This window comes from Synechococcus sp. BDU 130192 (assembly GCF_963876085.1).
In the GTDB taxonomy this organism is placed as follows: Bacteria; Cyanobacteriota; Cyanobacteriia; order Cyanobacteriales; family MRBY01; genus MRBY01.
The window spans coordinates 31,287-55,798 of the sequence record NZ_CAWNNO010000033.1 but is presented as its reverse complement, the minus strand read 5'-3'; the positions used below and the strand labels follow the sequence as shown (position 1 = coordinate 55,798).

Here is a 24,512-nt window from a genome sequence, read left to right as displayed (position 1 = left end):
GCCGATGTTACGGGGTTGTTTCTTGATCTTTGCCCAAAAGGAAGGTTCATCAAATTGGCGATCGCTTGGCGACATCTTTTCTCCTATGGCCCTATTTCCCATTGTGCCCGATCTTTTTCCGAGGCGAGAATAAAGGCGATCGCCTTCGAAAAAATCCCTGGCCCTCCTAGGCAGCAACCCATCCATTCGGGGGTTAAAATAAGCCACTGACCCTTACAACACGGAGAACCAAGAGTGGAAACGCGATACAGTGCCGCCGATATTGAAGCGAAATGGCAACAACAATGGCTAGAGCTTGGCTTAGACAAAACCCCTAGCCAAAGTGACAAGCCAAAATTTTACGCTCTGTCGATGTTTCCCTATCCCTCCGGCAAGCTCCACATGGGTCATGTGCGCAACTATGTGATCACCGATGTCATTGCCCGCTACAAAAGAATGCAAGGCTATCGGGTGCTTCATCCCATGGGTTGGGATGCTTTCGGGCTACCCGCAGAAAATGCCGCCATCGACCGGGGGATTCCCCCTGCAAAGTGGACGTATCAAAATATTGCTCAAATGCGCGAGCAGCTTAAACAGTTGGGCCTTTCTATCGATTGGGATCGGGAAGTAGCGACTTGTTCCCCCGACTATTACAAATGGACGCAATGGCTCTTTTTGCAGTTCTACAAAGCTGGATTAGCCTACCAAAAAGAAGCGGCAGTAAATTGGGATCCTATTGATCAGACGGTTTTGGCGAATGAACAGGTAGACGCAGAAGGCCGTTCCTGGCGGTCGGGGGCGATCGTGGAGAAAAAATTGCTGCGCCAATGGTTCCTGAAGATCACCGACTACGCCGAAGAACTCCTCCAGGATCTCAATACCCTCGACGGTTGGCCGGAGCGGGTGAAATTAATGCAGGAAAATTGGATCGGTAAATCCACCGGGGCGCACCTAGAATTTCCCGTTGTTGGTAGCGACGAAAAAGTGGCTGTGTTTACCACTCGCCCAGATACGGTCTTTGGGGTCACCTACGTTGTCCTCGCGCCGGAACATCCCCTCGTGGCCCAGGTGACAACGCCCGCACAAAAAGCTGCCGTGGATGCGTTTATCGCTGAGGTAAGCCAAGAAAGTGAACAGGATCGCACCGCCGATGATAAGCCGAAAAAAGGGGTGGCAACCGGGGGGATGGTGACGAATCCTTTCACTGGGGAAGAAGTGCCGATTCTAATCGCCAATTATGTGCTGTATGAATATGGCACAGGGGCAGTAATGGGGGTTCCGGCCCACGATAGCCGTGACTTTAAGTTTGCCAAGGAAAATAATTTACCGATCAAAACAGTAATTATTCCGGAAGGGGGCGACACGACGGCGGCACTCACAGAGGCTTATACCGATGCGGGCATTATGGTGAATAGCGGTCAATTTGATGGCCTAGTTTCTACCGAAGGGAAAAAGGCGATCGCCAAATTTGCCGCTGAAAATGGTTTCGGTCGAGAACAAATTCAATATCGTCTGCGGGATTGGCTAATTTCTCGACAGCGGTACTGGGGCTGCCCGATCCCGATGATCTACTGCGATGATTGCGGTGTGGTGCCGGTGCCCGACAGTGATCTCCCTGTTGTATTGCCCGAAGATGTGGAATTTTCGGCGCGGGGTGGTTCGCCCTTGGCCCAGATGGCAGACTGGCAGGCGGTGGACTGTCCCTGTTGCGGGAAAGCGGCCCGCCGGGAAACGGATACGATGGATACCTTTATTGACTCCTCCTGGTATTTTCTGCGCTACACCGACGCCAACAATACCGAAAAACCCTTCGCCCTTGACCCAGTTAACGATTGGATGGCTGTGGATCAATACGTCGGCGGCATTGAACACGCGATTCTCCACCTGCTCTACTCCCGTTTCTTTACAAAGGTGGTGCGCGATCGCCAACTGGTGAGCGTAGATGAACCCTTCAAGCGTTTGTTAACCCAGGGGATGGTGCAGGCACTGACCTACAAAAATTCCCGCACGAATAAATATGTGCCCGCTGATCAAGTTGACCCCAATGATCCCAAAGATCCAGAAACTGGCGAACCGCTCACAGGCTTCTACGAAAAGATGTCGAAGTCGAAATACAATGGCGTCGATCCGGCTCTGGTGTTAGACAAATACGGTGCAGATACGGCGCGGATGTTCATTCTCTTTAAAGCGCCCCCCGAAAAGGATCTAGAGTGGGATGATGCCGATGTGGAAGGGCAATTTCGCTTTTTGAACCGGATTTGGAATTTAGTCGCTGGCTACGAAGCGGCAGAAACTAGTGTTAAAGCGACAGGCGAACTGTCTAAGGCAGAAAAAGATCTGCGTCGGGCCGTGCACACTGCGATCAAAGAAATCCAAGAAGACCTCGAAGGGGACTATCAATTTAATACGGCGATCGCCGAACTGATGAAGCTTAATAACGCGATCAAAGACGTGAAATGCGTGGATTCTCCTGTGTACAAAGAGGCGATCGAAACGCTGATTTTACTGCTGGCTCCCTTTGCGCCCCACATCGCCGATGAACTTTGGTCAAATCTCGGTCACAGTGAATCGATCCACACCATTCCCTTCCCACAATTGGATGAAACAGCCCTGACAGTGGACGAAATTACCATCGTGATCCAGATCCTCGGTAAAACCCGGGGGACAATCCAAGTACCAGCAGGGATTAGCAAAGCGGATCTAGAGAAAACTGCCACAGCTTCCGACATTGCCCAACGCTATATTGCGGGCAAAGAAATCAAAAAAGTGATCGTTGTCCCGAACAAATTGGTGAACTTTGTCATTCCTAAGTAATCGGCCAAATTGATTTGTAAGGAAATAGAGGGTTCCGTGAAAGTTAGCTCACTGGCCCTCTTTTTTTATGGCGATTTCTGTGGCTAATTTCCTCACTGAGCATAAAAAAACTCTCCCTTGATCCACAACAATGACGGGGAGAGCCTCAAAAGCTCAATGGAATTTTTTTTAAAAGAAGACCCACTTAACCCGTTGTCGCAGCGGCAGACAAATGCTCTGGCATCGGGACATTGGCGCGATAGTGGGGATCAATCCAAGCTTTGGGGAGGGATTCCCCCGAAGGGAAAATAAGTTCAGCTTTCGGATAAAATTCCGGATCTTGCATTTCTTCCCCGGCATGGGCACGGGCCCAAACTTTCGTTTTGAACGGATCCCATAATTCGGGCAGGTTCAGCACTTCGATCAAGACCTGTTCTGGGGCGTGGTTGAGAAACATTGGAAACCTCCGTGGCAACTTCAAAAGGGTTGAGGTGCGACAAGGCTCAGGCGTGTCAGGGATTTATCGACAAAATCTACGTATCATTTAAGATTAATCAGTTTAGTATCTGGCCTAAGCCCAGGATTGATTAAGGAAAAGGCGATCGCCTTTCGGCAGCAGCTTTTATCTTATTTGCTAGGTCAAAAAGCAGAGAAATCGAGCGTTACTGCCCCCTAATCTACCTCTAGCATGGCATTTTCGCCGCTAAAACGCCGTGCTTTATGAATTTTTCTAACGGTTACAGCCCCGTATCTTGTTGATTCCCATCGACCCGAAACAAGCTCTACAATGGCAATACTTTTGCTTAGAATGAGCCCATGACAAAGAGCGTCATCGAAATTTTATCCGCCGAGGAGATGCGTCGCACCATCACCCGTCTCGCCTCACAAATTGTCGAAAAAGCGGGGGATTTGACTGACTTAGCCTTGCTGGGAATCCATACCCGTGGTGTTCCCCTTGCTGAAAATATCGCCAAGCAAATTGAAACCCTCGAAGGCATTGCGGTGCCCGTCGGTGCCCTTGATATCACGTTTTATCGCGATGACCTTGACCAAATTCGGGTACGCACACCCTCAAAAACAGATATTCCCTTTGATCTCAATGGCAAGAATCTTGTCCTGATTGATGATGTGATTTATAAAGGTCGCACCATCCGCGCTGCCCTCAATGCCGTGAATGATTATGGTCGCCCGGAAGTGATCCGCCTAGCGGTTTTAGTTGACCGGGGTCATCGCCAACTGCCGATTCAGCCAGATTTTACCGGGAAAAAGCTCCCCACCGCCAAAGACGAAAAAGTCAAAGTTTATCTCCAGGATTTAGATGGCCGCGACGCTGTAGAACTGATCAAGTAGGCTCAAATAGGCAATAAAAAAGGTGCATCACAATTTTTACGACACACCTTCTCCCTTTATTTCAGTACAAAATCCTAGTGGAGGAAATGGCGGGCACCTGTGAACATCATGATCAGCCCCAACTCATTAGCCGCCTTGATCGAATCCTCGTCCCGAATGGAGCCACCCGGTTGAACGATCGCCTTAATTCCTGCTGCGGCCGCACTCCGTACCGAATCGTCGAAGGGGAAAAAGGCGTCACTGGCCAGATACGCGCCCTGGGCCTTTTCGCCCGCCTGTTCAAAGGCAATTTTTGCGGCACCGACTCGGTTCATCTGGCCTGCGCCAACACCGACGGTGGTGCGATCTTTGGAAACAAGAATTGCGTTGGATTTAACGTGCTTGCAGAGCTTCCAGGCGAAGAATAATTCCGCGAGATCCGCTTCGCTGGGCTGCTTCTCCGTGACGCACTGCCAATCCTTGGGGTCTTCAATTTGAATGTCGGCATCCTGGGCTAAAAAGCCACCGGCGATCGCCTTTAGGGTTTGGGTCGGGCCAGTGAGCAGATCGGGGAGGGTTAAAACCCGCAAATTTTTCTTCTTCGCGATAATTTCTCTGGCTTCTGGGGTGCAGTCAGGGGCGACCACACATTCTAAAAAGACTTTCCCCATGGCTTCGGCAGTAGGGCCATCGAGGGGTTTATTGAGGGCGACAATGCCCCCAAAGGCAGACACAGAATCAGCGGCAAAAGCTTTTTCGTAAGCTTCTCGCAACGTCGAACCCAGGGCGACACCACAGGGATTAGTGTGCTTGAGAATTGCGACGGCAGGATCGCCATCGGGGAATTCCGCAATGATCCGTCGTGCCGCTTCGAGATCCACAAGGTTGTTGTAGCTGAGTTCCTTGCCCTGGAGTTTTTCAGCGGCGGCCCAACCACTGGCCTGGGTGCCGGTCTTGTACCAAGTGGCCTTTTGGTGGGGATTTTCGCCGTAACGGAGAGTTTGCACTGCTTCACCACTCATTCCCAATCGTTGAGGTAAGTCAGCTTCAGCATTCACGGTGCTAGCAAAATAACTGGCGATCGCCTGGTCGTAGGCACAGGTGAGGGCAAAGGTTTCCCCGGCCATGCGTTGCCGAAATTCAACAGTTGCAGTGCCGCTGTTATTGCGCAGTTCCGTTAAATATTCGTCGTAATAGCGGGGATTAGAAATGACCGTAAGGCTCCCAAAGTTTTTCGCCGCTGCCCGGAGCATTGCGGGGCCACCGATATCAATTTGTTCAACGGCTTCGGGAACAGTTACACTCGCTTTGGCAATGGTCTGCTCGAAGGGATAAAGGTTTACCGCGACGAGGCTGAGGGGGCGAATGTCGTTGGCTTCTAAATCTTGGAGATGTTCGGGGAAGTCCTGACGAGCGAGGATGCCCCCGTGGATCTTGGGATGGAGAGTTTTCACACGGCCACCGAGGATTTCTGGGGAACCGGTGTAATCGCTGACTTTGGTGACGGGGACGCCTGCATCCTTGAGGGCTTTGGCGGTGCCGCCGCTACTGATGATGTCAAATTCAAATTCTTCTACGAGTTGCCGGGCAAATTCAACGATGCCAGTTTTGTCTGAGACGCTCAATAGTGCTAAACGACGTGCCATATCCGCGATTTCCTTATGTGAACCAGCGTCCCATCATACGCGATCGCCTAAACTTTCTTCAAACAGTTACAAGGGCATCTGTCAGGAAGGATTAACAGCCCTCAGCAGTGCGGCAACCTTGCACCCATTCGCTGGTACCCCCGGTAAAAAATTCCTTTTTCCAGATGGGGGCATTGTGCTTGATCGTATCGATGCCATAGCGACAGGCCGCAAAAGCTTCGGCCCGGTGGGGACAACTAGCGGCGACGAGGACGCTAATTTCGCCGATTTCCAGTTTGCCGATGCGGTGGTGAATCACGACTCGATTTGTGTCGGGCCACTGTTGGCGGATGTCGTGGGCAATTTGTTGGAAAACGGCGATCGCCATTGGTTCGTAGGCTTGGTATTCGAGATAATGGACAGCTTTGCCATCGCTGCGATTCCGGACGGTACCGCTCATCACCACCACGGCCCCACTACCGGGGTCTTCGGCGAGACGATACACCGCATCAAAGGAGAGGGGAGCAAAGGCGATCGCAAACTGATCGTGGGGATAGGTGGGGACGCGCATCGGGTTTCATCTAAAAGCTTATGCTAGTCTAAAGGACGGTTCTTTCTTGATGCAAAACGTCTATGGCTTCGCAACTCCGGGTTTTTGTGCCTGATCATCCCCTCCTCAAGCATTGGTTGGCGATCGCCAGGGAAACCAATACCCCCACCCCCCTGTTTAAAACGGCCATGAAAGAACTGGGGAAATGGCTCACCTACGAAGCCTGTCGCTATTGGCTGCCCACCCTCGATGCCGCCGTTGAAACCCCTCTCGCCCAGGCCCCAGCCACCTTAATCCATCCCCAAACACCGATTATTGCAATTCCTATTCTGCGGGCCGGACTTAGTTTAATGGAAGGAGCCCAGGAGGTGATCCCGAATATTGCGGCCACCTATCACCTCGGCTACAAGCGAGACGAAGCAACCCTTGAAGTGGCTTGCTATCTAAATAATTTACCAGAGCAATTTGCCCCAGAAACTCGTCTGCTACTCCTCGATCCGATGTTAGCCACTGGAGGGACGATCACGGCGGCCATGGCTGAAGTGACAAAACGCGGCATTGCCATGGAGAATGTGCGCATTATTTCCGTGGTTGCGGCTCCGCCAGCTCTCCAGAAACTGAGTCTAGACTATCCCGCCCTACAAATTTATACGGCGATGATCGACCAAGAACTAAATGATCAAGGCTTTATCGTGCCCGGTCTCGGAGATGCCGGCGATCGCACCTTTGGTACCCACTAAACCCTAATGCTGCTGACTCGCCAAGGGACAACGAACAAATCTCCAGGCAAGGGTCATTCCCTGGCAAAAATCTTTGCAAACGCACCCTAGTCAAGAGCGATCCCCAACCGTTAAGCTTAAAGTAGCACTGAGAAGAATCAAGGGTTTTGGTTTCCTATGAGTCAACGCGATGGATTTGGGACGGGGTTCCTGTTGGGCACTATTTTTGGTGGTGTTGTGGGGGGCATTGCCGGGGCGATCGCCGCTTCGAAAGTCAAAGACAATCGCGCCCCGCGTCAGACCGAGTGGTCAGAGGAAGAAGAACCCCTCAGCTTTGACACCGAAGAAGGGATGGAAATGGCCCGTCGCAGCCTTGAAAATAAAATTGCCCAATTGAACGGTGCCATTGACGATGTCCGCCAACAAATGACGGTGTTGCATCCCCATAATGGTCAGGAGCCATTGAACCCCAATTCTTGATATCCGTACCCAAGCAATTTTGCAACATCGGTTAAGATGAACGACAAAGACCCCATTGTCAGGTCTTCAGTTTTTTACACGGTAACAGGAATATGGCAGCCGAACTATTACGAGTCAGCCTCGGAAACTTTATCCAGATTTATCTTCTGCTTCTTATTGTCCGCATTCTTCTCAGTTGGTTTCAGACCGCAGATTGGGCAATGCAAGTGATGGGTTTTCTGAGCCCTGTGACCGACCCCTACCTTAACCTGTTCCGTTCGTTTATTCCGCCCCTGGGAGGCTTGGATCTATCTCCTATTGTGGCAATTTTCTTACTCCAGGCGGTTGGTGGCGTCCTGGGCGGTGGTGCTTTATTCTAAAGGTCTTAAAATTTTTGGCGATCGCCCCCATTGTGATTTTTTCCAGTTGGGGGCATCTGCTTTGACAGATTTTTTCAAGTTTTTTCCACAAAAACAGTTCTTTTTCCACAAAAATCCGAAAGTTTTCCACAAGAAACCCGGCTAAATCTTAAGGAAACATAAAGAATCTTTTTGGCGATCGCCATCATCATCGAGGAAAAATTAGCCATAGAGAAATAAATGTTTATTCTTCCGTGCGACAAAAAAAGTGGTGGGTCTTCAAGGACGTTTCTTGCTTCAGTGAATTAATCTGATAAACTTTGCAACTCATCAGCAATCGAATTTTGCCACTCTTCATCACAGTGAGTCTGTAAGTGAATTGATGAAACGAGAAGTTCTGATAAGATTTTTCCCCGTTGTGGATTAAACCTTGATCCGGAAATTTTTTTGACAGTTCCTGATTGATTTTGTCCTGATGCTCTTGAATTCTCGCTTCTAACGAGGCGATCGCCTTTTTGAAATGTTTTTTGCCCATAAACAGGAAGGTGAGCCATTTTTGACTCACCTCAATTATAAAATTAGATTCGTCTATTTCGCCCCTACTGGCATACCGAGGAGGTCTTCGATCTTCGGCATATCCTCAAGGGCAATCACGCGACCCTCATCCTCAAAGCCATCAATCTCATTGAAGTTTAGGTAACGATACAGATCACCCTTAAACGGATCAATCTTCTCAGAGACGATCGCCTGATATTCTTCCACCGTGGGAATCTTACCGAGAAGTGCACAAACCGCTGCCAACTCCGCCGAGCCAAGGTAAACTTGCGCCCCCTTGCCCATCCGGTTATTGAAGTTACGGGTGGAGGTGGAAAAGACCGTCGCATTGTCTTCTACACGGGCTTGGTTCCCCATACAGAGGGAACAACCAGGCATTTCCGTCCGCGCCCCAGCCGCCGCAAAGACACCGTAAACCCCTTCATCCCGGAGTTGCTTCTCATCCATACGCGTGGGCGGACAAATCCAGAGACGACCTTTAACAACACCAGCCCCTTCAAGGATTTTTGCAGCGGCGCGGTAGTGACCAATATTCGTCATGCAGGAACCGATAAACACCTCATCAACTTTGTCCCCGGCACATTCAGACATCAATTTGACATTGTCAGGATCGTTCGGAGCCGCAACGATAGGTTCCTTGATCTCATTCAGGTTCACCTCAATCACATCCGCATATTCCGCATCAGGATCCGCCGACATCAGAGAAGGATTCGCTAGCCATTCCTCCATCTTCGCAATCCGACGCAGCAGAGTACGCGCATCGGAATAACCACGGGCGATCATGTTCTTCATCAGCACAACGTTAGAACGCAGATATTCTGCGACGGTTTCTTCGCTGAGTTTAATCGTCGAACCAGAACAGGAACGCTCGGCAGTGGCATCTGTCAATTCAAAGGCTTGCTCTACCTTGAGATCCGGCAGACCTTCCATTTCCATGATCCGACCATTGAAAACATTGATCTTGTTCTCTTTGCCGACGGTCAATTTACCCTGTTGCATCGCCACCCAGGGAATCGCATTGACAATATCGCGGAGGGTGACACCGGGTTGCAGTTCGCCCGTAAATTTCACGAGGACAGATTCCGGCATATCAAGGGGCATTACACCGAGGGCCGCTGCAAAGGCCACCAAACCAGAACCCGCCGGAAAAGAAATCCCCAAGGGGAAACGGGTATGGGAGTCACCACCAGTTCCCACGGTATCGGGTAATAACATCCGGTTCAACCAAGAGTGGATAATGCCATCACCGGGCTTGAGGGCAACACCGCCACGGGTCGCAAAGAAGTCGGGCAGTTGCTTGTGGGTAACGACATCAACTGGCTTCGGATAGGCGGCAGTGTGACAGAAAGTTTGTAGGGTCAAGTCCGCATTGAAACCGAGACAAGCCAGCTCTTTTAGCTCATCGCGAGTCATCGGGCCAGTGGTGTCTTGGGAACCCACGGTGGTCATGATCGGCTCGCAGGATGTCCCGGGACGAACCCCTTCTAAACCGCACGCTTTGCCCACCATTTTTTGTGCCAAGGTAAATCCTTTGTGGGTATCTTCGGGCAGGGAGGGACGCACAAACACCGTCGTCGGTTTGAGTCCGAGAGCTTCACGGGTTTTGTCGGTGAGTGCCCGACCAATCAGCAAAGGAATTCGACCGCCTGCGCGAACTTCATCGAGGATCGTTTCAGGCTTCAGTTCAAAAGTAGAGATTGTTTCACCCGCTTCGTTGGTAATTTTGCCTGCGTAGGGATGAATGGTAATGATGTCACCTGTTTGGAGCTTGCTGACATCACACTCAATGGGCAGTGCGCCAGAGTCTTCAGCGGTATTGAAGAAAATCGGGGCAATTTTACCACCGAGAATATAACCCCCTGCTTTTTTGTTGGGGACAAAGGGAATGTCGTGGCCGAGGTGCCATAGTACAGAGTTGATCGCTGATTTCCGGGAGGAACCGGTACCGACCACATCACCGACATAGGCAACGGGATGACCTTTTTGCTTCAGTTCGGCAATGGTTTCTAACCCCTCTGGCATTTTGGACTCTAGCATTGCGAGGGCATGGAGGGGAATGTCGGGGCGGGTCGTGGCGTGGGGCGCGGGAGAAAGGTCATCGGTGTTGGTTTCGCCGGGAACCTTAAAGACAGTAACGGCGATCGCCTCGGGAACTTTGGGCTTACCAATAAACCAAGCGGCTTCTGCCCAGGCATCGATCACTTGTTTAGCGTAAGTGTTGCTTTCGGACAGTTCGAGGACATCGTTAAAAGCATCAAAAACCAACAGGGTTTTACTCAGGGCAGTGGCGGCGGCACTGGCAATATTGCTGTCGGGGGATTTGAGGAGTTCGACGAGGGATTGGACGTTATAGCCACCCACCATAGTTCCCAGGAGTTCCACTGCATCCTGGGGACTGATCAGGGGACAGGTAATTTCTTTTTTGGCAATGCCTGTGAGGAATCCGGCTTTCACATAGGCGGCTTCATCAACACCGGGAGGCACGCGATCGCGCAATAAACTCAGCAGTTCTGCTTGTTCTGCTGTGGGGGGATTTTTGAGGCGATCGCAGAGTTCAGAGGTTTGTTCTGCGGTTAGCGGTAAAGGGGGAATTCCCAATTGGGTGCGTTCGGCGGCGTGTTTGCGGTAGGCTTCTAGCATAGGGAGATCTATCGGTTATCTAACGTTTTAGATACTCTATTGTAATGCCCGCTGTAATGGCGCTATGGGTGAACAATCTCAGTCTTGGATTGTCCATAGAAGTAAGGAAAAGCTGGGCTGTTTAAAGAATTTTTTGGAGCAAACGGTAAATCAGGGTAAATAAGGCGATCGCCGCCACCAAGCCCGCCCCAACTAAAACAGCAATCATTGCCAGGGTGGTAAATTCCATAGTTTGCACCAGGAAAAAAGCCGCCCCCAGGGTAATGGCACCGAGGATCACCATTTCCTTCAGTTCGAGAATACGTCGGGCGATCGCCAAAATGATTAACCCCATGGCCGCCCCCCAAACGCCCATGCCCACATTGCCCGCGAGGAAAGTCCCCACAAGGGGCATTAATAACACCCCCTCAAAGCCCGTAAACCCTACCCCAATCAAGAGGGGCACCACAGAACCAGTGGCAGTTTGGTTCCCAGTCGGGGCTTTCGCAGGAGGTGGCGTTTTTTTTGGTGGCGCAAGGGGGGCCTGTTTTTGTTGTTTAGGGGATTTTGCTGGGGCTGGGGGCTGTACCCTTGTGGCGGCGGTGGCAGGTTGAGCGGAGCCTTGTTGCTGGTTAGGCAAGTCTAAAAGTTTGAGGGCGACCTGGGCAGATTTTGGGCGATCGCCTGGGGTAGGCTCCAACATCAAATCCAAAAGCGCCCCAAAGCGCGGTTCAATTTTTTGGATAAATTTGCGCCACTGCCATTTATTCTGATACCCATCAAACAATGTTTCCGGCGTTTCCCCCGTGAGCAACACAATACAGGTCACTGCCAACGCATAGAGATCCGTCGCTGGATAAACCTGCGCCCCCCGCATCTGTTCCGGTGGTGCATAGCCCGGTGAATAAATCCCCGTCGAACGTTGGGACGCACTGGCCGCCCCTGCCCCTGCCGTGACTTCCTTCACTGCCCCGAAGTCGAGCAGATAAAGTTCTCCGTCCACATGGCGCATAATATTCGACGGTTTAATATCCCGGTGGATCGTGCCCTGGTCGTGGACAAAGGCCAGAACCTTCAACATCGACACGAAAATTGCTTTAACTTCCGTCTCTGGTAACTTGCCCCGTGCCGCTAATTCCTGCTCTAGATCTTTCCCCTCGATGTACTCTTGCACGAGATAAAAATATTGGGCTGTTCCCTGGCCCTGGGGTTGGGGCACGATCAACGGGAAAAAGGCAAACAAATCCGGAATTTGGGGGTGACGATTGCCGATTCGTTCTAAAACATGGGCCTCCCGCTCAAACAATTCCTGGGCCATGGCCAACTGCTGATCATCTAAATTCCCCATGGGCTGAAACTGTTTCACTACGCACAGGCGCATGGTTGGCGTATAGCGATCGCGCGCCAAAAAAGCCGTCCCAAAGCCCCCCTGACCGAGAAGTTTTTGGGGAAGGTAGCGGCCACCCAAAATTAAATGCATCCCACAACTGGTGCAATATTTCTGCTGGGCTGTTTTTAGGTGGGTTGGATCATCGAGATCACTAAAATGATTTTGGGGATGGTGACATCCGGGACGAGTGCAGAGGATCTCCATGCCAAGGTTTAAAAATGAGGTAAAAAAAGAGCGTCAATTTGCCCCCCATCCTAACAGAGAACCCTTTAGTAGAGTTCGTATTTCAGCAGGCGACATTCTAAGCCACCGTTATAGACCACAAAGCGTCGCGACGCCCGCAGTCCGACTCGTTTCGCCAGTTCTGCATTGCCCGTAAGAATATAGCCCGTCCAGCCCTTAAACCGCTGTTTGAAAATATCGCCAATGCGTTTATAAAGCAGCCCTAGATCTTCATCGGCACCGAGACGATGGCCATAGGGCGGATTGCAGATAATCACGCCACGGTCGGCAGGGGCTTCTACTTGTTCTAGTTCCCGACAAGCCAGTTGGATATGGTCGGCAACGCCACAATTTTCCGCATTCGTCCAAGCTTGTTGAATCACTTCTTGATCGCGGTCTTGGCCAATGATTGGCTGTTGCAGTTGGTCTTTGGTGGCATATTCGGCCTCGTTGAGGAGGGTTTGCCAAAGCTCAGCATCAAAATCTTGCCAATGCTGAAAGCCAAAATCCCCCTGGAAAAGGCCGGGGGCAAAATTCAAACTTTTTAGGGCGGCTTCAATGACAAAGGTGCCGGAACCACAGAGGGGATCCACCAGAGGCAGATCCGGCGTCCATTCGGCGAGATCCAGGAGACCAGCGGCAAAATTTTCCTTGAGGGGTGCTTTCCCCATGGCGGGCCGATAACCCCGGCGGTGCAAACTATGGCCGGAACTGTCGAGGCTGATAGTACAACGGTTATCGCGAATGTGGGCATTGATCAGGACGTCAGGATCTTCGACATTGACACTGGAGCGATCGCCAAATTGATCCCGCTGTTGATCAATGATCGCGTTTTTTACTTGGAGGGCGGTGAAATGGGTGTGATTGAGATTTTTATTTTTACCGGTACAGGTGACGGCAATGGTTTGGTTGGGCGCGAGGTATTCAGACCAGTCAATGCTTTGCACGCCCCGATAGAGTTCCTTGGCGGTGAATGCTTTAACTTTTTTAATTTGTACCAGCACCCGAAACGCTAACCGTGACCAGAGATTGACTTTGTACAATAACTGGCGATCGCCTTGAAAAGAGACCCCGCAATATTCTGTTTTCACTGCTTGGGCACCGAGGTTTGTCAGTTCCTGGGCCGCAAGCTCTTCAATGCCCTGGGCTACCGTTGCAAAATAGGTTTGCATTCTATATCTATCGCCTGAAATTGTTTGCCGGAAAGATTATCCCCCAGTGTAAGGGATGGGGCGATCGCCTTTTTCCGGATCCGAATTCGGTAGGATAGAACATACCATCACCCAGCACGAGGGACGATTTTATGACCGTTGCCACGAGCCGACCTGTTCTCACCGAAACCCAAAGCCTAATCCTCCCTGGCCGCTACAGTTGGGAAGAATTCCAGGCGATCCAAACGGCGATCGGTCAAGCTTCCAGCCTGCGGATCACCTACCTAGACGGAGTAATTGAACTGATGACCCTGGGGGAATACCACGAATCCATCAAAACCATTATCGGCTTTCTCGTAGAACTATATTTGTTCAATCAAGGGATCGAATTTCATCCTGTCGGGAGTGCCACCCGGGTCTCGCGAGAAAAATCCGTTTCCTTTGAACCAGATGAATCCTATTATCTCGGTGAACAAAAAGAGCATCCCGATCTCGCCATTGAAGTTAATGTCACCAGCGGTAGTCCCCAGAAACTCGAAAAATATCAACGCCTCGGCATTCAGGAAGTTTGGCTGTGGCAAGCGGAAAAATTTTCAATTTATGTCCTCGAAGAAACTGCCTACCAAGCTTTACCCAAAAGTAAATTGCTGCCAGATCTTGACTTTGAACTGTTAGCGAAATGTGTGTTAATGCCGTCGCGATTAGAAGCAATCCAGACCTTTACGGCCCAATATCCCCAAAAATAATTAATCCAGATGCCAAATGGGGTTTAAATCGAGTTCAAAGCCTAATAAAACTTGTTCTCCAGAGAGGAAATCCGGTTTTTCTAAAATTTCTGGCGCTTGGTTTTCTCGATAAATTTCTACCTGCTCCGTGGTCGGATCAATCAGCCAGCCTAATTTTGCGCCATTGTCTTGATATTCCTGCATTTTTTCTTGGAGCGTTTGGAGGCGATCGCTAGGGGAACGAATTTCCACAACAAAATCTGGACAGAGGGGCGGAAACTTCGCTTTTTCGGTAGCGGTGAGGGCATCCCAACGGTGACGGCTTACCCAGGCCGCATCTGGAGAACGGTGGGCACCATTGGGCAACTTAAAGCAAGTGGAAGAATCAAACGCAACGCCTTGTTGATTTGTAGTACTCCATATTTCCAGGCGGGCAGATAGCTTAATATTGCGTCGTCCAGTTTCTCCGCCCGTCGGTGGCATGATAATTAATTCTCCTTGGGTACTGAGTTCAAAACGGCAGTCCGGATTGTTTTGGCACAACTCAAAAAATTGTTCGCCACTGAGCCTGCATGTATCGGGAAGACTGAGGGTGAAATTCATTACGCTAGACCCCATCGCCAGAAAATTGTGTCTGCATCCAGCTTAGCTTGTCTGTTTCAGAAAAAGGCGATCGCCTATTCTGCTATTTCTTTCAACTCGGCAAAGCGTAATTTTGCGGATCGTGCCCGGGGATTTTGGTTAATTTCCGTTTCACTGGCAACCATTGGCTTTTTTGTTAGAACCCGCCAAATGTCCCGCTGCCGAAAGGCATTTTTGACGAGACGATCTTCTAAACTATGGAAACTAATAATCCCTAATCGGCCTTGGGGCTTAAGCCATTGGGGGGCATTGACTAATAGATATTGCAGCGCATCGAGTTCACCATTGACAGCAATACGTAATGCTTGAAAGACCCTTGTTGCCGGATGAATTTTCGCTTTTCTCGCCTTGGGATGATAGGTATAAAACACAATTTCTTCTAGTTCTTTAGTTGTCTGAATTGGGCGTTTCATGACTATTTTTTTCGCAATTTGTCGTGACAATCGTTCATCACCGTACTCATAGAATAAATTCGCCAACGCCTTTTCCTCATAGGTGTTGACAATATCCGCTGCCGTTAATGTCTGTTGCTGATCCATGCGCATATCCAAGGGGGCATCAAAACGAAAACTAAAGCCGCGATCGCCTTGATCAAATTGCACCGAACTCACCCCAAGATCGGCAATAATTCCATCAAATTTTTCTCCTTGGGGATTATACTCGCCAAAATTTGACCGCACCGCCCGGAAGCGATCGCCAAATTCTTTTAATCGTTCCGACGCCGCGGCGATCGCCTGGCTATCTCGGTCTACCCCCGTCACCCGCACATCGAGATATTGCTGCAAAATCAATTCTGTATGGCCACCTCCCCCCAGAGTTACATCGAGGTAATGCCCCCCTGGTTTTACTCCCAAGCCCGCCACCAACTCTTCTCGCAACACCGAAATATGCTTAAACTCTGCCGCCATGAATCCATCCAATAAAAAACAAAATCCCCCTATCACTGAGGGGGAACCCAAGGGCGATCGCCACTAAACCAGGACATTACATCCCCATAATTTCGTAGCCAGAATCCACATAGAGCACTTGACCCGTGACCCCACTCGAAAGATCACTACAGAGGAACGCCGCCGCATTACCCACTTCCTTTTGGGTTACAGTCCGACGCAAAGGAGCCGTTGCTTCCACATGGTGAATCATATCGAGAATGCCACCCACCGCCGAGGACGCCAAAGTCCGGATCGGGCCAGCCGAAATGGCATTCACACGAATATTACTGGGGCCAAGATCCGCCGCCAAGTAACGCACACTCATTTCAAGGGCCGATTTTGCCACACCCATCACATTGTAATTAGGGATGACTTTCACCCCACCCAAATAAGTCAGGGTTACAATGGCGCCCCCTTCGGTCATCACGGTTTTCGCCCCCCGGGCCAGACGCGTTAAAGAATAGGCACTAATGTCAAGGGCCGTATTGAACCCATCCCGTGAAGTATCACTAAAATCACCCGTCAAATCTTCGCGGTTCGCAAAGGCAAGGCAATGGATCAAAATATCTAACTTGCCCCACTCTTTTTTGACAGACTCAAACACTTGATCCACCTGGGCATCATCCTGCACATTACAGGGGAGAAAAAGGGAAGGGTTGAGGGGCGCCACAAGCTCACCTACTTTTTTCTCGAACCGTCCCTTATCATCGGGGAGATAGGTAACCCCAATATTTGCCCCGGCGGCATGTAATTGTTGGGCGATCCCCCAGGCAATGGACTTATTATTTGCAATCCCAGTGACTAGGGCATTTTTTCCGGTTAAATCAAGCATATGGGTTCTCAAAAAGTATAAAAAATTAAAGCCAAGAAGCCAGCGTATATTATCTTCGCGCTCTGGTGACTTCGATGCAAACGGCTACTTTAGGGCAAATCAGGGAAAATTCTGCAAAATGCCTGGGAACTAACCCAGAAATCCATAATTATTTTGAAGCAAAAAGTACAAAATACTATACCAGAGTAAGATTTAGTTTAAGGGGAATGCTCATGGTCTCTGCACACTGAGCGCTGATATTTCACCCATCACGGTGGGGAACTGTTGCCCAACAGAATCTATGATGTACAACCCTGATTTCAACCAACCTCCTTTCTCTTCTGCCAATCCAGTGCCTGAACTACCTGCGACTCAAATTACAGACCTTGCGACAGCGTTTCGTCAGTTTCACAGTGGCCCCTTCCCACCTGTTGTGGAGAACTATGACCGGGGCAAGACGATCTTTTTTCCGGGGGACCCAGCGGAACGGGTTTATTTTCTTCTGAAAGGAGCTGTCCGGCTGTCTCGGGTCTATGAAGCGGGGGAAGAAATTACGGTGGCCCTGCTCCGGGAGAATAGTGTCTTTGGGGTTTTATCGCTACTCACGGGACAAAAGTCGGATCGCTTTTACCATGCGGTGGCTTTTACCCCTGTGGAACTGTTATCGGCTCCCATTGAGCAGGTGCAAAAGGCGCTTAATGAGCACCCAGAATTAGCGATGTTAATGCTAAAAGGGCTGTCGTCACGGATTTTACAAACGGAGATGATGATTGAAACCTTGGCCCACCGGGATATGGGCTCACGTCTGGTGAGTTTCTTGTTAATTCTCTGTCGAGATTTTGGGGTGCCGACCGATGAGGGGATTCGCATTGATCTCAAACTGTCCCACCAGGCGATCGCCGAAGCAATTGGTTCGACACGGGTGACAGTAACGCGCCTCCTGGGAGAACTCCGGGAACAGGACATGATTTCGATTTATAAGAAAAAAATTACCGTCCATGACCCCGTAAACCTGAGTCAACAGTTCGCTTAACGCTAAAGTAGAGAAGTCATACTTGTGTGTTTGGATGTCACCTTTTTGTTAAATGACCAGTGCTTTTGTACTAATCTTTTCAGTTTTAATCTTGGGGGGCATCCTGGCGGCACTGGGCGATCGCCTTGGTAGTAAGGTTGGCAAAGCGCGGCTTACATTATTTAATCTGCGGCCAAAACAGACGGCGGTGGTCGTCACGGTCATGACGGGAACAGTGATCGCCGCCAGCACCTTGGGGTTATTGTTTGGCTTGAGCAAGTCCTTGCGCCAGGGGGTTTTTCAGTTGGATGAAATCCTCGCCCAGCGGCGGCAAGAGTTGATGGATGTGACGGCAGAAAAGGAAAAGATTGAAGAAGAGTTGCAGGCCGCGAGGGACGATCGCCTAGAAGCAGAACAAGATTTACAAGAAATTGAAGCAAAATTTGAAACGGCCCAAACTCAACTGGCGGGTTTTCGGGAACAAGCCAGCGAACTTCAGGCTGATATTAATGCGCTCACCACAGAGCAAACGACCCTGCGGCAACAGCGCGATCGCCTCCAGGCCCAAAGTGAAACCCTCCGCGCCCAGCTCAGCCAACAAAACACCATTATTGAAGAACGCTCCCAGCAGATCGAAGCCCTAGAAGCCCAACAGAGTGAGCTCCAAGCCGAGATCAACCAGCGCGATGGTCGCATTGCCCAACTCGACCAGGCGATCGCCCAAAAGGATCAAGTGCTCACGGGTCTAGAAAATCAGATTGGCTCCCTAGAACAGCAAATTGATATCCTCGAAGCCAACTACATCAATTTCCGGAGTGGGAATGTCGCCCTTACGACAGGGCAAGTTTTAGCCTTTGGGGTGGTGCGGATTATTGATCCCAAAGCAGCCAGCCAAGCCGTTGATCAGCTGCTCCGGGAAGCGAATCGCAACGCGATCATTGCCACCGGAGGCGTTAATCCTGACTTTGAGGCGCGGGTGGTGCAAATTACCAATGCCCAAGTGCAACAACTTCTAGGGCAAATTGCCGATGGTCGGGACTACGTGGTGCGCCTCCTGGCAGCGGGGAACTACCTCCAAGGGGAAGGTTCCGTCCAAGTGTTTGCGGATGTGACTTTAAATGAGCAGGTTTTTCGCGCCGGGGAAGTGATTGCCACTTTGTCCCTAGAGGAGCTGAGTGTACAAAATCCTAGTGCCGCCCGGCGTCCAGTGGATTTTCTGTTGGGGGCAGCGCAATTTAGAGCGCGGCGAGCCGGTGTCCTCGGAGATATTCAAGTTAAAGATGGCAATGTTGGTCACATTATCAATTTTGTCGAAGCCCTCAATAATGCACCAGAACCCGTGACAGAAATTCGGGCGATCGCCATCGAAAATGGTTTTACGGCAGGCCCCCTCCGCTTAGAATTAGTGGGCCTCAGTAACGGTAGAATCGTTATCAGACAATAGGACAAGAAGAGTACATGAGCGTTTATCTTGGGTTTGACCCAGGCCGTGACAAATGTGGCCTTGCGGCGCTGGATGACCAGGGGCAATTGTTGAACCACGGCGTCATTGCAGCGGATCAAGCGCCCAACATCGCGAAAGAATGGTGCCAAAGGTATGGTGTTTCTCTGGTGGTCATGGGCAATCAAACGACGGCTAAAGAATGGCATCAAAAGCTCACCGCTGTTTTGCCCCCGGCCATGGCGATCGCCTTTGTAAATGAACGCAATAGCACCCTCGAAGCCCGCGATCGCTATTGGCAGATGTATCCACCCAATTTGTTCCAGAGATTGCTCCCCCAGGGAATGCGCTTACCTCCCCGACCCATTGACGATATTGTGGCGATTTTATTGGTCGAACGCTATCTCAACCCAGCCTAAACAGCAAAAAAGATGGGCCAGAGATCGACCCATCTCGACGATTGGGGTATTAGCTTAACCTAGAGTTTCACGAAGTTGCTGTTTTGCAGTTTGGAGGGCTTCGGGTAATTTACTGGCATCCCGTCCCCCGGCTTGGGCCAGGTTCGGACGACCACCGCCACCGCCACCGCAGAGTTTAGCAATGCCGCCGATAAATTTACCAGCTTGTACTTTTTTGCCTTTGTAAATCCCTTCGCTAAAGGCGGCCACCAGGGAAACCTTGCCGTCTTCTGGGGTTGACCCCAAGACCACTGCTGCCTCACCCAGTTTTTGCTGGAGCCGTTCAGCCGCAGTCTGGAGGGCCTTGGCATCGAGATCGCCCATATTTTCCACGAGGATCTTAAATTTGCCGACGGTTTCCGCTTGGTTCACGAGGGCTTCGGATTTGGCGATCGCCAGCTCACCTTTGACCTTTTCTAATTCCTTTTGGGTGTTGCGCAGTTCCACCTGGATATTTTCTACCCGTTCGGTGATTTCTTCCGGTTTGGCTTTAAATTTATCGCCGAGGTCTTTGACCACCTGATCGCGCACCTTGAGGTATTCCAGTACCGCTGGGCCAGCCACAGCTTCAATGCGGCGGATCCCAGAAGAAATGCCCGTTTCGGAAATGATTTTAAACAGGCCAATTTCAGCGGTATTTTTCACGTGGGTGCCACCACAAAGCTCCATGGACACCCCAGGAAAATCCACAACTCGCACTTCTTCGCCATACTTTTCACCGAACATGGCCACGGCTCCCTTCGCTTTGGCCTCCGCAATGGGCATCACTGCCACTTGGCCTTCGTGGGCTTCGGCAATCCAGGTATTGATTTGGGCCTCAATTTGGGTCAATTCGGCAGCAGTTAACGCCCTGGGGCAATTAAAATCAAACCGCAGGCGATCAAAGTCCACCAAAGAACCCGCCTGGGAAATGGAGTCATCCACAATGTTTTTTAGGGCTGCTTGCAATAAATGGGTTGCGGTGTGATTCGCCTGGGCGCGACGACGACAGGCCCGATCAATGGTGGCATTAACTGTGTCGCCGACCGTTAAACTGCCCCGTTCCACCTTGCCATGGTGGACAAAGAAACCCGACTCTTTCTGGACATCGTTAATGCGGACGACGAGTTGATCGCCAGAAAAATAACCGCGATCGCCAATTTGTCCCCCAGACTCTGCGTAGAAAGGTGTTTGGTTACAAATCAGTTGCACCACTGCCCCGGCTTCGGCGGTTTCTACCCGGTGGCCATCCACGAGAACGGCTTCAATTTTGACCTGAGATTGCAGATCCGTATAGCCTAAAAATGCTGTGGGGTGGATGTGTTCAGCTAATTCATCAAGGCTGCCTTGGACGGTGAGGTCAATGGTTTCATGGGCGGCCTTAGAGCGTTCCTGCTGCTTTTTCATCTCCGCTTGATAGCCTTCAGCATCGACCGTTAAACCGTTCTCTTCGGCAATTTCTTGGGTGAGTTCAAAGGGGAACCCAAAGGTATCGAATAGCGTAAACGCATCGACCCCAGAAATTTGTTTTTCTTCCTTGGCGATAATATCTGCGAGGAGTTTTTCGCCCCGTTCGAGGGTCTTGAGGAAATTGTTTTCTTCCCGTTCTAATTCTTGTTTAATGAAACTTTCCCGTTCGCGAGTATTGGGATAGGCAACTTCTGAGAGTTGAATCGCTGTTTCTGCCACCTGGTTAATAAAATTCCCATCAATGCCGATCAGTCGACCGTGACGCACAACCCGCCGAATTAAGCGCCGCAGCACATAACCCCGATCGGTGTTAGAAGCGGTAATCCCATCAGCAATCATGTGGACGACAGAACGCACATGGTCGCCAATCACTTTTAAGGAAACCTTTGTTTTTTCGTCAGCTTTTTCGTAGTGAATCCCGGCGGCTTTGGCGGCCGTTTCAATAATTGGAAAGATCAGATCCGTTTCGTAGTTGTTGGGCACCCGTTGGAGGATTTGCGCCATGCGCTCTAAGCCCATCCCCGTATCGATATTTTTGTTTTGTAGGGGTGTTAAATGACCTTCGGCGTCGCGGTTATATTGCATAAAGACGAGGTTGTAATACTCGATAAACCGGGTATCGTCCTCTAGGTCAATGTTGTCATCGCCAAGTTCTGGCTTAAAGTCATAATAAAGCTCAGAGCAAGGCCCACAAGGCCCCGTTGGCCCGGATTTCCAAAAGTTATCTTCTTCTCCCATGCGGATGATGCGTTTGGGATTTACACCGACCTTGTCACGCCAGATTTCAAAGGCTTCATCGTCTTCGCGGAACACACTGACGACAATATTTTTCGGGTCAAGCTGAAACACTTCCGTAGAGAGTTCCCAGGCCCAGGCGATCGCCTGCTCTTTGAAATAGTCTCCAAAGCTAAAATTACCCAGCATTTCAAAGAAAGTATGGTGGCGGGCGGTGCGACCCACATTTTCGATGTCATTGGTGCGGATACATTTCTGGGAGGTAGTAGCGCGGGGGCTGGGGGCGTCCTGCTGACCGAGGAAAATCGGCTTAAACGGCAACATTCCCGCAATGGTGAGGAGTACCGTCGGGTCTTCCGGCACCAAGGATGCACTGGGGAGGATGGGGTGTTGCCGCTGGTTGAAAAACTCTAGAAATTTTGACCGAATTTCACTTCCGCTCAGGACAGGAGGCACACTAGACATAGGAGTTACGAAAAATTTTTGCGCTACAAACTTTACTGTCTGTATTGTGACATTCTTTGCGGTGGATTCTTGGGAAAAACCTCAGAATCAGGCGATCGCCCCAGGAACTTTTATTTTCCCAAAAGGCGATCGCCCCTATGCAAGCAGGTTGTCAACCGATACCGCCACGTCGGGAAAACGAAGAGGGGAAATTAAGCCTGTCTTTAGCGTCTGCTCTGTCGTGTAGGAAGCATTTTGGAGATCTTTAAAGACGATTAACTGGTGATGCTGCAAGTCAATTACCCAATATTCTTGAATCCCAGCTTCCGCGTAAATGCTTTTCTTTTCGGTTAAATCTTTTGTGAGCGTGGCTTGGGCACATTCAATAAGCCAAAAAATATTTTCAGGGTGGGGGTGATGGTTCAGGTATTCCCGTCCTAAGGGCTGCACGATCGCCACATCGGGTTCCGGTTCAGAATTATCCGGCAACGTAATGGGATGGGCTTCACTGACCAAGGCGCGATCGCCCAATAATCCTTGTAAATAGTGACCAATACTACGGGTGTAGTAAGCATGGGGTTCTCGCTCTGGCGCCATGACAACTAAATTCCCTCGGAGTAACTCCACCGCTGCATCAACAAAGAGACCCGCCTCAATTGCTTGATGGTAGTTTGCCACTGTCCACTTGTAGGTTGCCAGAGTCATCGGTGCTTCATCTCTGCGTTCTGTTTCGATTGTAGCTGTTACTTTAATCTCCACTTATAAATATTGAGGGCGATCGCCCCAGGAACTTTTGTGCTTCCAAAAGGCGATCGCCCAAGTTGATCTTAAGTTTTGAGTCAGAGATTAAGCGGACTGGATTTTTGCGTCCTGTTGACCGCTTTGCAGGAGTTTAATGATTGCTGATTTTTCTAGCAGTCCGACGAGGGTGCCGTTGGTTTGGATAACCGCCAGGGCTTGTAGACCCTGTTGTTCAAGTTTGGCGGCCACATCTAGGAGGGACAAATCAGACTGGACTTGATTTTCCGCAGGCACAGATTTGATGAAATCACGCACCTGATTGTGGGGCCAGTCATTGGTGGGTACGGCGCGAAGAACATCAAGGTGCACTTCACCGAGCAGTTGACCTGTTTCGTCCTGGACTAAGAAGCGTTTCCACTGGTTACCAGAACGGATGGCACTGTTTGCTAAATCCCGTAGCGTCGTTTCTGCGGAGATAATCGGACTGTCTTTAACCACTGCATCAGCGGCCGTTAAGCCAGAGAGGGCTGATTGAATGGTGGCAGATTGGGCAGAACGACCCGCATTTTGAAGTAAGAACCAACCAATGATCAGCGTCCAGAAGCTACCCACATTAGAAATACCAAGGATAGATAATGCACCGAGAATGATTGCTGTCCAACCGATAAACTGACCAACACGGCTAGCCCAGATGGTTCCGGTAAAACGGTTCCCTGTTAATTTCCAGACAATAGATTTAAGGACATTACCACCATCAAGGGGAAGACCTGGAATCATGTTAAAGGTGGCCAAGATTAGGTTGATGTAAGCCAACAATCCGGCGATCGCCGCTGGCGGCCCACTCAGCACACCACTACCTGTTAAGAGAAAGAGTGCGATAAAGAGAGCCAAACTCACAAGCGGCCCTGCTACAGCAATCCAGAATGCACCACCGGGCGTTTTCGCTTCCTCATCAAGGTTGGCGAGTCCCCCGAATAAGAACAGGGTAATGGAGTTTACACCAATGCCTTGGCGAATTGCTGCATAACTGTGACCCAGCTCGTGGAGTAACACAGAGGCGAACAGGAGCAGACCTGCTACCAATCCTAAAATTAATGCGTTAATGCCGAGGCCTGGAAACTGGGACGACAGGCCGCCGCCAAAGTTCAGGGTGACGAGTACCAGAACAATGAACCAAGAAATATTGATGTAGAAGGGGATGCCAAATAAATTCCCCACACGAAAATTGCCGTTCATAAATGAACCTCCCGAATCGTTGCTGAGGCCCAAAAAGACTTACGTTTAGCGCTATTGAAAACCTTTTTGTCCGCTTTCATTGCTTACATTGTAACAAAATGTAAAGTGCTTACTTTACTCACTGGGTAGTGAAACCCGC

At 50.4% G+C, this 24,512-nt stretch carries 22 protein-coding genes; 9 read left to right on the top strand and 13 right to left on the bottom strand.

The features are described from left to right. Nucleotides 1-234: 234 nt before the first annotated feature. Complete coding sequence (gene leuS / locus AACT35_RS08840; RefSeq protein WP_099240575.1) at nucleotides 235-2,793, top strand: leucine--tRNA ligase; 2,559 nt, start codon at nucleotides 235-237, stop codon at nucleotides 2,791-2,793. A gap of 184 nt (nucleotides 2,794-2,977) precedes the next feature. Here the strand turns inward: leuS and AACT35_RS08835 are convergent, their stop codons facing one another. Then, entirely contained in the window at nucleotides 2,978-3,229 is a 252-nt protein-coding gene (locus tag AACT35_RS08835) for a hypothetical protein (protein ID WP_062434491.1), read from the bottom strand. Between the two features lie 359 nt (nucleotides 3,230-3,588). Here AACT35_RS08835 and pyrR point away from each other — a divergent pair, with 359 nt between their 5' ends. Further along, nucleotides 3,589-4,122 (top strand): bifunctional pyr operon transcriptional regulator/uracil phosphoribosyltransferase PyrR, encoded by a 534-nt coding sequence (gene pyrR, locus AACT35_RS08830; RefSeq protein ID WP_099240573.1) that lies wholly within the window; start codon nucleotides 3,589-3,591, stop codon nucleotides 4,120-4,122. A gap of 74 nt (nucleotides 4,123-4,196) precedes the next feature. Here pyrR and purH read toward each other — a convergent pair whose 3' ends face one another. Beyond that, nucleotides 4,197-5,747, bottom strand: a complete 1,551-nt coding sequence (gene purH / locus AACT35_RS08825) for a bifunctional phosphoribosylaminoimidazolecarboxamide formyltransferase/IMP cyclohydrolase (RefSeq protein ID WP_099240570.1) — start codon at nucleotides 5,745-5,747, stop codon at nucleotides 4,197-4,199. 91 nt (nucleotides 5,748-5,838) lie between these two features. Further along, on the bottom strand, nucleotides 5,839-6,297 hold the full coding sequence (locus AACT35_RS08820) for a molybdenum cofactor biosynthesis protein MoaE (protein WP_099240568.1): 459 nt from the start codon (nucleotides 6,295-6,297) through the stop codon (nucleotides 5,839-5,841). A gap of 62 nt (nucleotides 6,298-6,359) precedes the next feature. Here AACT35_RS08820 and upp point away from each other — a divergent pair, with 62 nt between their 5' ends. The 3 genes from upp to AACT35_RS08805 all read left to right on the top strand — a co-directional run bounded on the left by upp (nucleotide 6,360) and on the right by AACT35_RS08805 (nucleotide 7,834). Continuing rightward, nucleotides 6,360-7,016, top strand: a complete 657-nt coding sequence (gene upp / locus AACT35_RS08815; protein WP_099240563.1) for a uracil phosphoribosyltransferase — start codon at nucleotides 6,360-6,362, stop codon at nucleotides 7,014-7,016. Nucleotides 7,017-7,172: 156 nt separating this feature from the next. Next, on the top strand, nucleotides 7,173-7,475 hold the full coding sequence (locus AACT35_RS08810) for a hypothetical protein (protein ID WP_012307300.1): 303 nt from the start codon (nucleotides 7,173-7,175) through the stop codon (nucleotides 7,473-7,475). Between the two features lie 92 nt (nucleotides 7,476-7,567). After that, the gene (locus AACT35_RS08805) at nucleotides 7,568-7,834 is read left to right on the top strand and encodes a YggT family protein (RefSeq protein WP_012307299.1); all 267 of its coding nucleotides are present in this window, start codon (nucleotides 7,568-7,570) and stop codon (nucleotides 7,832-7,834) included. 284 nt (nucleotides 7,835-8,118) lie between these two features. Here the strand turns inward: AACT35_RS08805 and AACT35_RS08800 are convergent, their stop codons facing one another. The 4 genes from AACT35_RS08800 to AACT35_RS08785 form a co-directional block, all read right to left on the bottom strand. After that, complete coding sequence (locus tag AACT35_RS08800; RefSeq protein ID WP_158227977.1) at nucleotides 8,119-8,367, bottom strand: hypothetical protein; 249 nt, start codon at nucleotides 8,365-8,367, stop codon at nucleotides 8,119-8,121. Nucleotides 8,368-8,401: 34 nt separating this feature from the next. Next, the gene (gene acnB / locus AACT35_RS08795) at nucleotides 8,402-11,008 is read right to left on the bottom strand and encodes a bifunctional aconitate hydratase 2/2-methylisocitrate dehydratase (protein ID WP_099240557.1); all 2,607 of its coding nucleotides are present in this window, start codon (nucleotides 11,006-11,008) and stop codon (nucleotides 8,402-8,404) included. A gap of 121 nt (nucleotides 11,009-11,129) precedes the next feature. Continuing rightward, entirely contained in the window at nucleotides 11,130-12,581 is a 1,452-nt protein-coding gene (locus AACT35_RS08790) for a serine/threonine-protein kinase (RefSeq protein WP_099240554.1), read from the bottom strand. 65 nt (nucleotides 12,582-12,646) lie between these two features. Next, nucleotides 12,647-13,771, bottom strand: coding sequence for a THUMP domain-containing class I SAM-dependent RNA methyltransferase (locus AACT35_RS08785; RefSeq protein ID WP_099240552.1), 1,125 nt, complete (start codon nucleotides 13,769-13,771; stop codon nucleotides 12,647-12,649). A gap of 131 nt (nucleotides 13,772-13,902) precedes the next feature. Here AACT35_RS08785 and AACT35_RS08780 point away from each other — a divergent pair, with 131 nt between their 5' ends. Next, a complete protein-coding gene (locus AACT35_RS08780; protein ID WP_099240550.1) occupies nucleotides 13,903-14,496 on the top strand; it encodes a Uma2 family endonuclease in 594 nt (197 codons plus the stop codon). Here AACT35_RS08780 and AACT35_RS08775 read toward each other — a convergent pair whose 3' ends face one another. The 3 genes from AACT35_RS08775 to fabI form a co-directional block, all read right to left on the bottom strand. Continuing rightward, on the bottom strand, nucleotides 14,497-15,093 hold the full coding sequence (locus AACT35_RS08775) for a Uma2 family endonuclease (protein WP_216820573.1): 597 nt from the start codon (nucleotides 15,091-15,093) through the stop codon (nucleotides 14,497-14,499). It lies immediately after the preceding gene. Nucleotides 15,094-15,152: 59 nt separating this feature from the next. Next, on the bottom strand, nucleotides 15,153-16,025 hold the full coding sequence (gene rsmH / locus AACT35_RS08770) for a 16S rRNA (cytosine(1402)-N(4))-methyltransferase RsmH (RefSeq protein ID WP_099240545.1): 873 nt from the start codon (nucleotides 16,023-16,025) through the stop codon (nucleotides 15,153-15,155). 76 nt (nucleotides 16,026-16,101) lie between these two features. After that, nucleotides 16,102-16,878, bottom strand: coding sequence for an enoyl-ACP reductase FabI (gene fabI / locus AACT35_RS08765; RefSeq protein ID WP_012307288.1), 777 nt, complete (start codon nucleotides 16,876-16,878; stop codon nucleotides 16,102-16,104). 280 nt (nucleotides 16,879-17,158) lie between these two features. On the opposite strand from fabI, the gene ntcA reads away from it, so the two are divergent. From ntcA to AACT35_RS08750, 3 genes are read left to right on the top strand one after another with little or no spacing between them, the layout of a single operon-like run. Then, nucleotides 17,159-17,890 (top strand): global nitrogen regulator NtcA, encoded by a 732-nt coding sequence (gene ntcA, locus AACT35_RS08760; RefSeq protein WP_232308876.1) that lies wholly within the window; start codon nucleotides 17,159-17,161, stop codon nucleotides 17,888-17,890. A 52-nt stretch (nucleotides 17,891-17,942) separates the two neighbouring features. Beyond that, nucleotides 17,943-19,313 carry a DUF3084 domain-containing protein gene (locus AACT35_RS08755; RefSeq protein ID WP_099240543.1) on the top strand — a complete coding sequence of 457 codons (1,371 nt, stop codon included), beginning with the start codon at nucleotides 17,943-17,945 and terminating at the stop codon, nucleotides 19,311-19,313. Nucleotides 19,314-19,327: 14 nt separating this feature from the next. Continuing rightward, nucleotides 19,328-19,729 (top strand): pre-16S rRNA-processing nuclease YqgF, encoded by a 402-nt coding sequence (locus AACT35_RS08750; RefSeq protein ID WP_099240540.1) that lies wholly within the window; start codon nucleotides 19,328-19,330, stop codon nucleotides 19,727-19,729. Between the two features lie 54 nt (nucleotides 19,730-19,783). Here AACT35_RS08750 and alaS read toward each other — a convergent pair whose 3' ends face one another. The 3 genes from alaS to AACT35_RS08735 all read right to left on the bottom strand — a co-directional run bounded on the left by alaS (nucleotide 19,784) and on the right by AACT35_RS08735 (nucleotide 24,373). Next, on the bottom strand, nucleotides 19,784-22,417 hold the full coding sequence (alaS, locus tag AACT35_RS08745; protein WP_099240538.1) for an alanine--tRNA ligase: 2,634 nt from the start codon (nucleotides 22,415-22,417) through the stop codon (nucleotides 19,784-19,786). 135 nt (nucleotides 22,418-22,552) lie between these two features. Beyond that, nucleotides 22,553-23,101 (bottom strand): Uma2 family endonuclease, encoded by a 549-nt coding sequence (locus tag AACT35_RS08740; RefSeq protein ID WP_099240535.1) that lies wholly within the window; start codon nucleotides 23,099-23,101, stop codon nucleotides 22,553-22,555. A gap of 141 nt (nucleotides 23,102-23,242) precedes the next feature. Then, entirely contained in the window at nucleotides 23,243-24,373 is a 1,131-nt protein-coding gene (locus AACT35_RS08735) for a site-2 protease family protein (protein ID WP_062434426.1), read from the bottom strand. Nucleotides 24,374-24,512: the final 139 nt, after the last annotated feature.

What these genes read in the sequence shown, in the direction of transcription:
- AACT35_RS08790 (WP_099240554.1), bottom strand. Translation starts at nt 12,581, where the DNA reads ATGGAGATCCTCTGCACTCGTCCCGGATGTCACCATCCCCAAAATCAT.
- purH (WP_099240570.1), bottom strand. Translation starts at nt 5,747, where the DNA reads ATGGCACGTCGTTTAGCACTATTGAGCGTCTCAGACAAAACTGGCATC.
- AACT35_RS08810 (WP_012307300.1), top strand. Translation starts at nt 7,173, where the DNA reads ATGAGTCAACGCGATGGATTTGGGACGGGGTTCCTGTTGGGCACTATT.
- AACT35_RS08780 (WP_099240550.1), top strand. Translation starts at nt 13,903, where the DNA reads ATGACCGTTGCCACGAGCCGACCTGTTCTCACCGAAACCCAAAGCCTA.
- upp (WP_099240563.1), top strand. Translation starts at nt 6,360, where the DNA reads ATGGCTTCGCAACTCCGGGTTTTTGTGCCTGATCATCCCCTCCTCAAG.
- AACT35_RS08785 (WP_099240552.1), bottom strand. Translation starts at nt 13,771, where the DNA reads ATGCAAACCTATTTTGCAACGGTAGCCCAGGGCATTGAAGAGCTTGCG.
- AACT35_RS08750 (WP_099240540.1), top strand. Translation starts at nt 19,328, where the DNA reads ATGAGCGTTTATCTTGGGTTTGACCCAGGCCGTGACAAATGTGGCCTT.
- AACT35_RS08740 (WP_099240535.1), bottom strand. Translation starts at nt 23,101, where the DNA reads ATGACTCTGGCAACCTACAAGTGGACAGTGGCAAACTACCATCAAGCA.
- AACT35_RS08835 (WP_062434491.1), bottom strand. Translation starts at nt 3,229, where the DNA reads ATGTTTCTCAACCACGCCCCAGAACAGGTCTTGATCGAAGTGCTGAAC.
- AACT35_RS08805 (WP_012307299.1), top strand. Translation starts at nt 7,568, where the DNA reads ATGGCAGCCGAACTATTACGAGTCAGCCTCGGAAACTTTATCCAGATT.
- AACT35_RS08800 (WP_158227977.1), bottom strand. Translation starts at nt 8,367, where the DNA reads ATGGCTCACCTTCCTGTTTATGGGCAAAAAACATTTCAAAAAGGCGAT.
- AACT35_RS08820 (WP_099240568.1), bottom strand. Translation starts at nt 6,297, where the DNA reads ATGCGCGTCCCCACCTATCCCCACGATCAGTTTGCGATCGCCTTTGCT.
- pyrR (WP_099240573.1), top strand. Translation starts at nt 3,589, where the DNA reads ATGACAAAGAGCGTCATCGAAATTTTATCCGCCGAGGAGATGCGTCGC.
- AACT35_RS08735 (WP_062434426.1), bottom strand. Translation starts at nt 24,373, where the DNA reads ATGAACGGCAATTTTCGTGTGGGGAATTTATTTGGCATCCCCTTCTAC.
- ntcA (WP_232308876.1), top strand. Translation starts at nt 17,159, where the DNA reads ATGATGTACAACCCTGATTTCAACCAACCTCCTTTCTCTTCTGCCAAT.
- alaS (WP_099240538.1), bottom strand. Translation starts at nt 22,417, where the DNA reads ATGTCTAGTGTGCCTCCTGTCCTGAGCGGAAGTGAAATTCGGTCAAAA.
- AACT35_RS08775 (WP_216820573.1), bottom strand. Translation starts at nt 15,093, where the DNA reads ATGGGGTCTAGCGTAATGAATTTCACCCTCAGTCTTCCCGATACATGC.
- fabI (WP_012307288.1), bottom strand. Translation starts at nt 16,878, where the DNA reads ATGCTTGATTTAACCGGAAAAAATGCCCTAGTCACTGGGATTGCAAAT.
- rsmH (WP_099240545.1), bottom strand. Translation starts at nt 16,025, where the DNA reads ATGGCGGCAGAGTTTAAGCATATTTCGGTGTTGCGAGAAGAGTTGGTG.
- acnB (WP_099240557.1), bottom strand. Translation starts at nt 11,008, where the DNA reads ATGCTAGAAGCCTACCGCAAACACGCCGCCGAACGCACCCAATTGGGA.
- AACT35_RS08755 (WP_099240543.1), top strand. Translation starts at nt 17,943, where the DNA reads ATGACCAGTGCTTTTGTACTAATCTTTTCAGTTTTAATCTTGGGGGGC.